Consider the following 12917-nt stretch of genomic DNA (forward strand, 5'->3'; position numbering starts at 1 on the left):
CACGACTCAGGGCGGGGTCGCCAGCGCGCGGCCCCGCCCCGGAGGAAGAACATGAACGCAGAACAGGCGCAGCCGACGCCCGGAACGGGGCCCGCTTCTCCTCAGGTCGACTCCGTTCGCGGGACCAGGCCCGTTCTCGAGGTCAGGGGGGTGCGGAAGGTCTTCGGCGGGGTCGTCGCCCTCGACGACGTCGCCATCACCCTCCACCCCGGACGGGTGCACTGCCTGGCGGGCGAGAACGGGTGCGGCAAGTCCACGCTGATCAAGATCATCAGCGGCGTCGAGAAGCCGGAGGCGGGCGAGATCCTGCTGGATGGCGAACCGCTCGCACACCTCTCGCCGACGCAGGCCCTCCGTGCGGGCATCCAGGTCATCTACCAGGACTTCTCGCTCTTCCCCAACTTGACCGTGGCCGAGAACATCGTGCTCCCGGCCGCGATCGCCGCGCGACGCAAGCTCTACAGCGCGAAGAAGCGCCGGCCCGAGGCGCAGCGCATCGTCGAGGAACTGGGGCTGAGTCTCGACCTCGATTCCGACGTCGAACGACTCTCCGTCGCCGACCGTCAGCTCACCGCGATCTGCCGCGCGCTCGTGCAGGACGCCAGAGTCATCTTCATGGACGAGCCCACGACGGCGCTCACGCACTCCGAGGTCGAGCGGTTGTTCGCCCTCGTGCGGAGGTTGCAGCAGCGCGGTGTCGCCCTGGTGTTCGTCAGCCACAAGCTCGACGAAGTCCTGCAGGTGTCTCAGGACATCACGGTGCTGCGCTCCGGGCGCCTGGTCGCGAGCGGCCCGGCCGACGAGTTCGACGTCGCCTCCCTCACTCACGCCATGACAGGTCGTGAGGTCGACGACTCCCGGGTCGTCGTCGAGGTCGATGACGACGTCGAACCGTTGCTGCGCGTCGAGCACCTCGATCTTCCGGGCGCCTTCACGGATGTCTCGTTCGACCTGCAGCCGGGCGAGATACTCGGTCTCACCGGGCTTCTCGGATCAGGTCGCGGCGAGATCGCCGACGCACTGTTCGGGCTGTTGACCCCCCGATCCGGCACCGTCACCGTCGGCGGGCGCACCGTGCGGCCGGGGAGCATCCGGGCTTCCGTCGACGCTGGTATCGGTTACGTGCCCGAGGACCGGCTCACACAGGGCCTGTTCCTCGACAAGTCGATCTCCGACAACATCATCGCGGGCTCCCTGAGCGAGCACGCGGTCGGCAAGGTGCTTCTCAGCCGCAAGCGCACGGCTGAGACCATCTCGCGTCTCTTCTCCCGCCTGCGTATCAAGGCCTCCAGCGTCGAAGCGCCCGTGCGGTCGCTGTCCGGCGGCAACGCGCAGCGCGTCGTGCTGGCCAAGTGGCTCGCGACCAAACCGCGAGTGCTGATCCTGAACGGACCGACGGTCGGCGTCGACGTGGGTTCAAAGGAGGAGATCCTGCAGATCCTCCGCGAGGCCGCGCGTGACGGGATGGGTGTGCTCATGATCTCCGACGATGTTCCCGAACTCGTCTCCCTCTGCAACCGCGTGCTCGTGGTCCGCCGCGGCGAGATCGTTTCGCGGCTGGCGGGCGACGAGATCGCCGCACCCCGAATCCAGGAGGTGATGGCCGCGTGAGCGCCACCGACACCCGCATCCGCCTTCCCCGCATCGGGCGCATGTCGAACGAGCTTGTGCTGGCGAGCATCATCGTGGTCCTGGTGATCGTGATGTGCGCCGTGAACCCCGCCTTCCTCAGTGTGCACACGCTCTTCTCGATCCTGCGCTCTGCTCTGGTGCCGATGGTCTTCGCGCTTGCGGTGCTCCTCGTGATCATCTCCGGCGGTATCGACGTCTCGTTCGCAGCCATCGGCATCTTCGCGGCCTACACGACCGTGTCTCTCGCGCAGGGTGAGAGGCTCGACTTCGGGCTGATCGGCATCCTCGCCTTCGCAATTGTGATCGGCGGAGCTCTCGGCTTCGTCAACGGCATCGTGATCGCGAGGTTCCGGCTGCCGACCCTGATCGTCACGCTCGCGACGCAGGGCATCTTCAAGGGTGTGCTGCTCGCCTACATCGGCTCACGATACATAGCTGAGCTGCCGAACGGCATCTCCTGGCTGTCGACCGCGAACCTCATCTCGATCGAGTCGACTCGCGCCTACCTGCCGATGCTCATCGTGCCGGTCGTGCTGCTGGTGATCGGTGCCGCATTCCTGTTGCGGCGCACGATGTTCGGCCGCGGCATCTACGCGATGGGCGGCGACCTGGAAGGGGCTCGCCGGGCGGGCTTCCCCGTGGTGCGCCTGCAGATCCTGCTCTACGTGCTCGTCGGGGCAGTCGCCGCGATCGGCGGACTCATCCACGTCGTGCTCGGGCGCAGCGCCAACCCGCAGGACCTCGTCGGCACGGAGCTCGACGTGATCGCGGCCGTCGTGCTCGGCGGCGCCTCGATCTTCGGTGGACGTGGCACCGTCACCGGCACTGTGCTCGGCGTGCTGCTGGTGCAGATCATCAACAACAGTCTCATCCTGATGGGCGTGCCGACGGCGTGGCAGCGTGCCGCCGTCGGCTTCCTCCTGGTGATCGGCGTCGGGATTCAGGCCGTCATGGCCCGCCGCGCTTCCCGCCGGACGTTCGTCCTCGACACGGTGAAGGAGTGACCATGCCACAGTCGACCCCTCCCGGGCAGCTCGCCCGGATGAACGACCAGGTCGATCGCTCGGTGCGTTCGCTGCTCGGTCGCATCCACGTGGATCGTGGCATCGGTCGGATGCTGGTGCTCTTCGTGCTTGCGTTCGGACTCTTCGCGATCCTCAACCCGAGGGTCTTCCTCAATCCGATCAATCTTCAGAACATGATGGTCGCCTCACCCGAGGTCGGAATCCTCGCGATCGCGATGGCCCTTGCGATGCTAACCGGCGGGATCGACCTGTCGCTGGTCGCCATCGCGAACCTGTCGGCTATCACGGTCAGCACCATGTTCACGGCCATCGCGAGCAGTGATCCGGCGACCGCGGAGTCGTTGGGTGGGTTCATCGCTCTCATCGGCGTCCTGGTCGGCGCTCTCGCGGGTGCGGTCAACGGCTTCCTGATCGCGACGGTCGGCATCACGCCGATCCTCGCGACCCTCGCCACGATGCAGATCTTCAACGGGATCGCGATCGTGTGGACAGGCGGGAAGACGCTCTACGGTGCCCCGGCCGTGCTCTCATCGGTCGGGCAAGCGACTGTCGGCGGCATCCCGATCCTGTTCCTCGAGTTCCTCGTGGTGGCGGTGCTGATCGGGGTGCTGATCTCCCGCACACCGTTCGGGCGACGCACTCAGCTGCAGGGGGCGAACCCCACGGCGGCGATGTACTCCGGCATCCGCAGCACGAGCGTGCTCTACGGCACGTATGTCACGACGGGGCTGCTCGGCGGCATCGCCGGGTTGGTGTTCCTGTCCCGCAACCCGACCGCCAGCGCCGACTACGGCACCTCCTATGTGCTGCTCGTGATCGTGATCGCGGTGCTCGGCGGGACGAACCCGACCGGCGGATTCGCCACCATCACGGGCGTGGTCCTCGCGACGCTCGTGCTGCAGGTCGTGCAGTCCGGCTTCACGGCCATCCGACTCTCGGCATATGAGTATGCGATCGCGCAAGGGGTGATCCTGATCGCGGTGATGGTGTTCGATCAGGTGAGGGTCCGGCGAAGGCCGCGTCGCGCGCCGAGCAGTCAGACCGAGACGATCGCGCTCGCCGAGATTCCCCGGGCCTGACTCCCGCATCCGAAAGGCACTCTGATGGACCTGTTCCTCGGCATCGATGTCGGAACGTACGAGACCAAGGGCGTGCTGGTCGATGCCACCGGGCGGGTGCACGCCGAGGCACGCACAAGGCACGGCATCAGCGCGCCCGCACCTGGAATGGTCGAGCAGGACGCGGATGCGGTGTGGTGGCACGACCTCGTCGAGGTCGCCACGACGCTGCGGAGGGCAGTACCGGATGCCGTGATCGCCGCGGTGGCGTGCAGCGCGATCGGCCCATGTGTGCTCCCCGTGGACTCCGAGCTGCGTGCGCTCCGCCCCGCCATCCTCTACGGGATCGACACCAGGGCGACCGAGGAGATCGGCATCCTCGAGACGCGACTCGGACGGGACGAGATCTATCGCCGGGCGGGCAATGCGTTGACCAGCCAGTCCGCGGGGCCGAAGATGCTCTGGGTCGAGCGCAACGAGCCCGAAGTCGCCGGGCGCACCCGGTGGTACCTCACGAGTCAGAGTTACCTCGTCGCGCGTCTGACCGGTGAGGTCGTGATCGACCATGCGACGGCCGGCTACTTCCATCCCTGCTACGACCTGGCCCGGCTGGACTGGGACCTCGGCGGGATCGACGACCTCATCCGCCGGGAGACCCTGCCCCGTCTCGGATGGTCGACCGACGTCGCCGGCACGGTCACCGCCGCGGCTGCTGCAGTGACCGGCATCCCCGAGGGCACACCGGTGCTCGTCGGCACGACGGACGCCGTCGCCGAAGCGGTCGGGGCCTCGGTCGTCGCGGCCGACGATCTGATGCTCATGTATGGGTCGAGTGGCTACTTCATACGCGTGACCGACCAGCCGCACGCGGATCCGCGTCTGTGGGCCGCACCCTTCGCACTGCCGGGTCGCTTCGTCCTCGCCGCGGGCACATCGACGGCCGGCACCGCGACACGATGGGTCGCCGACCTGCTCGGACTCGACCACGGAGATGGCGACGCCGCGATGTTCGGGCGCCTGATGGAACTCGTCCGCTCCGCGCCGCCGGGCGCGAACGGAGTGCTGCACCTGCCGCACTTCAGCGGCGAGCGCACACCGCTGCACGACCCCGCTGCCCGTGCCGCGTTCAGCGGTCTCACGCTCTCGACCGGTCGGGCCGAGATCGCCCGTGCTGTCGTCGAAGGAGTCGGACAGTCGATCGCGCTCGCCGTGTCTGCACTGCTCGAAGGCGGCGATGCCGAGCCACGCGTGGTCGCGATCGGCGGCGGAACACACAACGAGGTGCTGATGCAGACGGTCAGCGACCTCACGGGCCTGCGCCAACGGACGGCGGCGACCTTGGGAGCCGCCTACGGGGACGCGATGCTCGCGGCGATCGGCCTCGACGTCGTCACGGAGGAGCAGGCGGCGGATTGGGTCGCCTTCGCCGAGGAGGTCGCGCCCCAAGAGAGCCTCGCCTCCCGGTTGCAGACTGCCTACGAGAGTTTTCCGCACACGTACCGCGCCCTGCGCGCGCTGAGAGAGGTGGACTGATGAGCAGGTGGCAAGAACTGGCGGAGCACCTGGCCGCGGTGAACGAGGTCGGCGAGGGGACGAAGGTCTCGGTGTTCGCCACGACGTCGTCGGCGCTCGACGCGGTGGATGCCTTCGTGGAGGAGGTGTATCGCCGCGGCGGGATGCCGCAGGTGCTGCTCGTCGAGGAGAAATACGACCGGTTCGCGCTCGAACACGCGAGCGCGTCGCTGCTGCGCGAGGCCGCACCGCTCGAACTGGCTTCGATGCAGTGGGCCGACGTGCACGTGTCCTTCCGGGGCATGGAACCGCCCGCCGACGAGATCGACGGCACCAGGCTCAGCCTGCAGCGCGAGGGCAAGGGGGTCGTCTCGACCGCGCGTTGGCAGGGCACCCGGTGGACGCTCGTTCGTATCCCCACTCCTGAGTGGGCGGCGCTCATCGGTGTGCCGCGCGCGCAGCTGGAGGAGGAGTTCTTCGCCGGTACCCTCGCGGACTGGACCGTCCATCGAGCCCACCTCGATCGTCTTTGCGCCGAGTTGAACAACGCGTCGCTCGTGCACATCCTCGACGAGGACACCGACCTGCGGCTGAACTGCAGGGGGCGCACCTGGGTGCCGTTCGCAGGCGAGGCGAACCTTCCGGACGGCGAGGTCGCGACCGCTCCGATGGAAGACGGCGTCGACGGGCACATCGCCTTCCCCGGCTCGTTCTGGTTCGGCGGGGCGACGATCACCGACCTCCGGCTCGAGTTCGTCGAGGGGCAGGTGGAGAGGGTATCGGCGGCGCGGGGTCTCGACCTCGTGGAGCGCATCCTCGACGCCGACGGCGCTCGCCGCGTGGGCGAGCTCGGCATCGGTACGAACCCGCACGTGCGGACGATGACCGGCGATCTGCTGATCGACGAGAAGATCCTCGGTACCGTTCACATCGCGCTCGGCCGCTCCTATCCGCAGTGCGGCGGTAGGAACGAGTCAGCCATTCACTGGGACATCGTGAAGGACCTCCGCTCGTCGGGGCGGCTGGAAGCGGATGGGCGGGTGCTCATCGACCACACGACATACGATCCGATCCTCACCGGACAGGAGTTCTGACATGCGCAAGATCCTCAACGACCCTCAGGCGTTCGTCGACGAGACGCTGGAGGGCATCGTTCTCGCCCACCCCGATGAGCTGCGGGCCGTCACCGCAGATCGGCGGGCGTTGGCGCGTACGGATGCGCCGGCGCCGGGCCGGGTCGGCATCGTCACCGGTGGCGGGTCAGGACACCTGCCGTTCTTCCTCGGCTACGTCGGGCGCGGGCTGTGCTCGGCGGTCGCCGTGGGGAACGTCTTTTCCTCGCCGAGCTCCTCCCAGATCCACGCGGCTTCGGTGGCCGTGCACTCCGACGCCGGGCTCCTCTACCTGTATGGCAACTACGGTGGCGATGTGCTGAACTTCGACACCGCGGCCGAGCGCTGCCGCGCTGAGGGCATCGAGGTGCGCACGGTGCTCGGGGCGGACGACATCCAGTCCGCGCCGCGTGAACGCGCGGAGTCTCGCCGCGGTGTCGCCGGACTCGTGCTCGTCTACAAGGTCGCCGGGGCGATGGCCGACCGCGGTGCGTCCCTCGACGAGGTCGAGCGCGTCACTCGTAAGGCGTCGGATGCGACCCGGACGATGGGCGTCGGCCTGTCGCCGACCGTGCTTCCTGCAGCGGGTGAGGAGACGTTCACGCTCGACGAGGGGGAGATGGAGATCGGCGTCGGTATTCACGGAGAGCGCGGCAGCCATCGCGGCCCTCTTGAGCCGGCGGATGCGATCACCGACCGGTTCCTCACCGAGATCGGCACCGAACTCGACCTCACCGAGGGGCGGCGCGTGGCCGTGCTCGTGAACGGCCTTGGCTCGACGCCGCTCGAGGAGCTGTACGTGATGTACCGCCGAGTGCACCGCACGCTGACGGATGCCGGGGTGGCCATCGGCTACCGACTGGTCGGCGAGTACGTCACGAGTCTGGAGATGGCCGGAGCCTCGCTGTCGATCATGCAGCTCGATGACGAGCTGGAAGAGCTGTTGCAGGACCCTGCCGGGTCACCGTTCTTCCGACAGGGGGCAGCGCCGGTGGGGGACGTCCTCACGACCGCGACCGCCGTCGGCGAAGAAGCGACCACTGTCGATGTGACCCTGGCCGGATCCCGCAGCGCTCTTCGCGATCTGCTGCTCGCTGTACTGCCGCAGATGGAGCGGCACCGCGAAGAGCTCCGCGCCCTGGATGCCGCTCTCGGCGACGGAGACCTCGGCGTCACGGTCGCCGTCGGTGGTGCCGCAGTGGCGGATGCCTTGCGCAGCCTCCCGGATGATCTCGACGCACGCAGCATCCTGCGCGTGGCGGGTGATGCCTTCGCCACAGCGAACCCCTCGACGTTCGCTGCTCTGATCGGAAGCGGCCTGATCGCGGCGGGGGAGCACGTCCCGCCGGGGGCTCACCTCGACCGTGCGGGTCTCGTCGATGTCGTGCAGACGGCAGCGACGAGGATCGGCGCGCAGGGTGGTGCTGCGCGCGGCGACAAGACCGTGATCGATGTGCTCCTCCCCATCGCCGAGGCGCTCGATGCCGGAGCGGGGGCCGCCGAAGTATCGGCGGCGGCACTCGCCGCGGTCGCCGAGAGCGCGGGCTGGGAGTCGCGACGTGGTCGCGCGGGGTGGCAGCAGGAGCGCTCAGTGGGTCATGCGGATCCCGGCTCTGTCGCGGTCGCGCGCTTCGTCGAGGAAGTCGTGCGCGCCACCAGCTGAGGGCCGGAAGGAGAACTCCGCGGAGCCGTGCAGCACCGAGGTCGTCGAGGTCCGTTTCCTGCAGTCCCGCGGGCTTCGGCGCCGCCTATTCGACCGGTAGGTGCGGTGGGTGCGCGAGGATTCCACCCCGCATGGTGGCCGGACGCTTCACGGTGACCCCTGCTTCTTCGGCGATCAGAGCTCCCGCTGCCCAGTCGAACTCGTACAGGTCGGTCTCGATGAAGGCGTCGACACTGCCTTCCGCGACCAGACACAGTCCGAGTGCGGCAGAGCCGACACTGCGCAGATCCGTGAACGCCGCCATGCGCGCCGGGAGCTCGGCGAGCTGCCGTATCCGCTGCTCGGGGTCGTAGGAGAATCCGACGGCGAGAAGCACCGGTGTCGCGCCGGCGGCTGGTCCGTGGAGCCGCCGACGGGTGTCGCCCGATGTCCGGTATGCCCCCAGCCCCACCCCCGCGGAGTAGATGAGGTCGAGCTCCGGGGCATGCACCACACCGGCGAGCCAGGCGCCGGAGCGCACATCCTGTACGGCGACGGAGGACCCGTAGTGCGGCAGCCCGCGCACGAAGTTCGAGGTGCCGTCGAGGGGATCGATCGACCAGCGGAGCGCGGAGCCGGAGCCGGTGGTCGCGTACTCCTCTCCGGACACCTCGTCGTCGGGGCGTTGTGCGGCGAGGGCAGCGCGGATTGCGCGTTCGGCACGCAGGTCGATCTCGGTGACCACGTCGCCCGAGGCCCCCTTCGTGCGGAGTCCGAGGTGATCGGACGACGCATCGCGTTCACGGGCGGCCTCGGCGAGCACACCGGCTCCAGCTGCAGCGGCCGCGAGGGCGACGTCGAGCAGGTCGGATGCAGACGGCATGGCGATATTGATCCTCCCGTGGGCGATCCTCCAGCGTAGCGTCGGCGACCCCAGGAGTCGGCTCAGGCGCGGTCGTGGAGCGTGATCCGGTACCCGTCGGGGCCGGCGAAGGCGAGAGTCCGCCCGAAGGGACCGCCGATCGGGCCCTAGCCGCGCCGCGGATCAGCGCCGCGCGACGACCAGCGGAACCCCGGTCGCGGGGTGGGGGAACACGTCGACCGCCTGGCCGTAGACCTGCTCGATCCGCTCGGCGCTCAGCACTTCAGCTGCCGCGCCGGTCGCGGCGACCCGCCCGTCGGCGAGGAGTGTCACGCGGTCGGCGTGCGCGAGCGCGGCATTGAGATCGTGCAGCACGATGGCCACCGCGATCCCGGCGTCCGCACGCGTCCGGATCAGCCGCATGACGTCTTCGTGGTGCTTCAGGTCGAGCGCCGCGGTCGGCTCGTCGAGCAACAGGATGCCGGTGCTCTGGGCGATCACGCGGGCGAGCGCGACCCGGGCGCGCTCACCTCCCGACAGCGACGGCACCGCGCGCGCACGGAGTGTCGTCACCTCGGTCTGCGCCATCGCGGAGGACACCAGATCGTCGTCTTCCTCGGCCGCGGGCGTGCGCGCCCAGGGGGTCCGGCCCATCCGCACGACCTGCTCTGCGCTGAAGGGGAACGTGACGGTGTTCTCCTGCAGGAGCACGGCACGCTGCCGGGCGAGCATGCGCGGTGTGACCCGGTCGAGGGGGCGGCCATCGAGCTCGACCGTGCCCGCCTGCGCGGTGACGTCTCCGGCGAGGACTCCGAACAGCGTGGACTTGCCCGCACCGTTCGGCCCGACGAGGGCGTGGATCTCCCCGCTGTGGATGTCGATGGACGCATCGTTGAGGATCGTCCGCCCTTCACCGACGCGCACCGTGAGCCCCGCCCCGCGGAGCCGGACGGTCACGCCCATCCTCCCGAGCGACGGCGCGTGCGCACGAGCAGCCACAGGAAGAACGGCCCGCCCACGAGCGAGGTGATCATGCCGATGGGGAGATCCGCGAGCGGCACCGCGGTGCGGGCGACCAGGTCGGCGACCGCGATGAGCAGCGCGCCGCCGAGTGCCGAGGCGACCACGAGCGGGAGGTGGGCGGGGCCGATCATCATGCGCATCAGGTGCGGCACCACGAGCCCGGCGAAGCCGATGATCCCGGCGAACGCGACCGCCGCGCACACCAGCAGCGCGACGGTCACGATGACCACCACCCGCAGCAGCTCGACGTTCACGCCGAGGTGTCGTGCGGTGCGCTCGCCGAGGGCGAAGAGGTCCAGGCCGGGCGCCACGATCAGGGCGACGACCACGCCGATCAGGACGAGCGGTGCCACGAGCTGGATGTTCGACCACAGCGCGCCGTTCAGCGAGCCGAGCTGCCAGAACACGATCTGCTCGCGGGTCGATGTCGTGCCGAGGAACGTGAAGAACGCCATGCCCGCGCCGGCGATCGCATTGATCGCGATACCGGTGAGCAGGAGGGTCACGACCTCGGTGCGTCCGCCGGACCGGCTGATGAAGTACACCGAGAACACCGCGACCAGGCCCCCGAGGAACGCGAAGGCGGGCGTCGTCCACATCCCGAACGTCGCCAGCCCGAAGGTGATGCTCGCGGCTGCACCGAGAGCCGCGCCCGAGGAGACCCCGACCACGCCGGCGTCCGCGAGCGGGTTGCCGAAGATCGCCTGCATGAGCACACCCGAGACGGCGAGGGCGGCACCGACCAGCAGGCCGAGCACGATGCGCGGCATCCGCAGGGTGAAGATCACGCCGTAGTCGGTGGATGCCGCCGGAGCCCACGCCGAGTCGATCCCGATGCCGCGCAGCAGCACCCCGACCAGCGAGGTGGGGGACAGGTCGTACTGCCCGCTCGTGATCGACACGATGCACGTGATTGCGAGCGCGACGACCAGGCCGACCGTCACCAGGGTGAAGCGCAGGCCCCGATGCCTGGTCGGAGTCGGGGTGACGACCTCGCCGGTCACTTCGCGGGCTCGGGGGCGTACAGGGCGCGGGCCAGGGCGCCGATCACGTCGGCGGTGCGCGGGCCGAAGCTGAGGATCTCGCTGTCGGCCATGTCGATCACGCGACGGTGTGCTCCGGCGGGTGTCTGAGCCACGGCGGGGATCCGCTCGATCAGCCCGTCGATGCCACCGACGGATTCGAGCCCGTCGGTCATCATCACCAGCACGTCGGGCTGCGCGGCGACGAGGGCTTCGGCCGTCAGGGGCTTCATGCCCTCCCATCCGATCTCGGCGGCGACGTCGACTCCGCCGACCGCGTCGATCAGCGAGTCGGCCCCGGAGTCCTCGCCGAAGATGTAGTACACGTTCGCGCTGCCGCGGACGTAGAGGAAGAGCATGCGGGCGCGATCCGCTTCGTCGGCGGGCACCACCTCGGAGATCTCGGCCAGCGTCTCATCGACCGCGGCATCGAGCCGCGCGATGAGCGCCTCGCCCCGGCTCGGGACCCCGAGGGCTGTCGCGATCTCGGTGACCAGCTCGTCGGTGGTGTCGAGCCGCCGGTCGCTGGAGATGACCACGACCGCGATGCCCGCGTCGCGCAGCTGCTGGCGCACCTCCTTCGGGCCGATCGTCGTGTCGGTGAGGATGACGGTCGGGGACAGTTCGAGGATCGCCTCGGCATTGAGCGTGTGGCCGGTCTTCGTGACGACCGGGAGGTCTTCCGTGCCCGCGAAGTCGGTCGACGCGTCGCGCCCGACGACCTGATCGCCGAGACCGAGAGCGAACACGGTCGACGCGATCGTGCCCGAGATGTCGATCGGCAGGATGCGGTCGACATCGGTGATCTCGACCTCCCGGCCTTCGCTGTCGGTCACCGTCACCGGTAGGTCCGGCGCGGTGTCATCGTCGACGGCGTCGATCGCGTGGCTGGAGAGGCACGCGGTGGAGGGGCCTTCCTGTCCGCGCACGTCGTCGATCAGGCCGAGGGACGCGAGGGGCGTGGATGCCTGCGGGCACGTGTCCTCCACGGCGAGAGGGGGTGCGGCGGTGGCTCCCGGCTCGGCGCACGCGGTGAGCCCGACGGCGAGGGCGGCGACGAAGAAGACGGCGAGGACGCGACGCATTAGGCAAGGCTATCCTAAAACTTGACGAGCCTCGATCGGGACCTCTACGCTCAGGATCAGTGCTTACTTAGCTAAGCCTAACCAAAACCCATCCGTCGCCCGACCGCATTGCGGCACCGTCGGCACACGTGATCTTCTGCGTGCCCGGAGCCGTGGAGAATCGTGAACGCCATAGCCACCGCATCCTCAGGGAGCACTCGCCTACGCGTGCTGCTCGCCGCTTTCGTCTCCTTCCTTCTCGTCGCGGCCGGTGCGGTGATCGTCCCGCCCGCGCACGCCGCCGGCGCCACGGTCACGGCGTCGGTCTCTTCCGCCGACACGTCGGGGGTGCGCGTGCAGGTGCAGGCCGACGGGCTGCCCGATGTCGCGGGCGCCTACGCGGCCCTGATCGTCACCGGCACGGAAGGTGGGCTCAGCGGTGGGGGCGGATACGCCGCGTTCGTGATGCCCGTCGTCGCCGGAGGGGCGAGCACGTTCACGCTCGAGGCACCGGCAGGCTCGCTCGACCGGACGAAGTCCTACGAGGTGCTCGTGTGGCAGAAGCACTCGAACCCGGACGCGACGACGATCTACGGACGCGGTGAGGTCGCGATCTCCGCGGGGCAGTGGGATGCCGTGTTCGGCCCCGTGCCCACCGACCCGGGCACGGATCCGGGGACTGATCCGGGGACGGATCCCGGTACCGATCCGGGGACTGACCCTGGTACGGATCCGGGGACTGATCCCGGCACCGATCCGGGCACCGACCCTGGCACGGACCCGGGGACCGACCCCGGTACGGACCCGGGGACCGACCCCGGTACGGACCCGGGCACGACCCCGCCGACCGACGCGACGATCGAGGTGTTCCTTGCCGACGGCACCACTCCGGCGGGGAATGCCGCCCTCGCGGCCGGCGACAAGATCGTCGTGAAGGGCTCGGGCTACGACCCGGCGGCCAACGT

General features: G+C 69.3%; 11 protein-coding genes. 7 read left to right on the forward strand and 4 right to left on the reverse strand.

The window, feature by feature from the left end; translation table 11 throughout:
• Positions 1-51: 51 nt before the first annotated feature.
• Genes L978_RS08215 through L978_RS08240 form a run of 6 tightly spaced genes read left to right on the forward strand, consistent with a single transcriptional unit; the run spans position 52 to position 8002 of the window.
• Positions 52-1611 (forward strand): sugar ABC transporter ATP-binding protein, encoded by a 1560-nt coding sequence (locus L978_RS08215; protein ID WP_081996966.1) that lies wholly within the window; start codon positions 52-54, stop codon positions 1609-1611.
• Positions 1608-2636: an ABC transporter permease gene (locus L978_RS08220; RefSeq protein ID WP_227991948.1), complete on the forward strand. Its 1029-nt coding sequence runs from the start codon at positions 1608-1610 to the stop codon at positions 2634-2636. The genes L978_RS08215 and L978_RS08220 overlap by 4 nt, the downstream gene beginning before the upstream one ends.
• Positions 2637-2638: 2 nt before the next feature.
• Positions 2639-3736, forward strand: coding sequence for an ABC transporter permease (locus L978_RS08225; protein ID WP_081996967.1), 1098 nt, complete (start codon positions 2639-2641; stop codon positions 3734-3736).
• A 24-nt stretch (positions 3737-3760) separates the two neighbouring features.
• Positions 3761-5248 (forward strand): FGGY-family carbohydrate kinase, encoded by a 1488-nt coding sequence (locus tag L978_RS08230; RefSeq protein WP_052193428.1) that lies wholly within the window; start codon positions 3761-3763, stop codon positions 5246-5248.
• Positions 5248-6321, forward strand: coding sequence for an aminopeptidase (locus L978_RS18335; protein WP_052193429.1), 1074 nt, complete (start codon positions 5248-5250; stop codon positions 6319-6321). Before L978_RS08230 ends, L978_RS18335 begins: the two co-directional genes overlap by 1 nt.
• Before the next feature lies 1 nt (position 6322).
• Positions 6323-8002 (forward strand): dihydroxyacetone kinase family protein, encoded by a 1680-nt coding sequence (locus tag L978_RS08240; RefSeq protein WP_047522221.1) that lies wholly within the window; start codon positions 6323-6325, stop codon positions 8000-8002.
• A gap of 85 nt (positions 8003-8087) precedes the next feature.
• On the opposite strand, the gene L978_RS08245 is transcribed toward L978_RS08240, so the two are convergent.
• The 4 genes from L978_RS08245 to L978_RS08260 all read right to left on the reverse strand — a co-directional run bounded on the left by L978_RS08245 (position 8088) and on the right by L978_RS08260 (position 11973).
• Complete coding sequence (locus L978_RS08245) at positions 8088-8864, reverse strand: inositol monophosphatase family protein (RefSeq protein ID WP_047522223.1); 777 nt, start codon at positions 8862-8864, stop codon at positions 8088-8090.
• A gap of 162 nt (positions 8865-9026) precedes the next feature.
• Entirely contained in the window at positions 9027-9806 is a 780-nt protein-coding gene (locus L978_RS08250) for a heme ABC transporter ATP-binding protein (RefSeq protein ID WP_442921812.1), read from the reverse strand.
• Complete coding sequence (locus L978_RS08255) at positions 9797-10870, reverse strand: FecCD family ABC transporter permease (protein ID WP_047522226.1); 1074 nt, start codon at positions 10868-10870, stop codon at positions 9797-9799. Before L978_RS08255 ends, L978_RS08250 begins: the two co-directional genes overlap by 10 nt.
• Positions 10867-11973 (reverse strand): heme/hemin ABC transporter substrate-binding protein, encoded by a 1107-nt coding sequence (locus L978_RS08260; RefSeq protein WP_047522229.1) that lies wholly within the window; start codon positions 11971-11973, stop codon positions 10867-10869. The genes L978_RS08255 and L978_RS08260 overlap by 4 nt, the downstream gene beginning before the upstream one ends.
• Positions 11974-12180: 207 nt before the next feature.
• On the opposite strand from L978_RS08260, the gene L978_RS18340 reads away from it, so the two are divergent.
• The coding region (locus L978_RS18340; RefSeq protein ID WP_197055634.1) for a hypothetical protein at positions 12181-12917 on the forward strand (737 nt) is incomplete at its 3' end.

This window comes from Microbacterium sp. ZOR0019, from assembly GCF_000800925.1.
GTDB classification, from domain to species: domain Bacteria; phylum Actinomycetota; class Actinomycetes; order Actinomycetales; family Microbacteriaceae; genus Microbacterium; species Microbacterium aurugineum.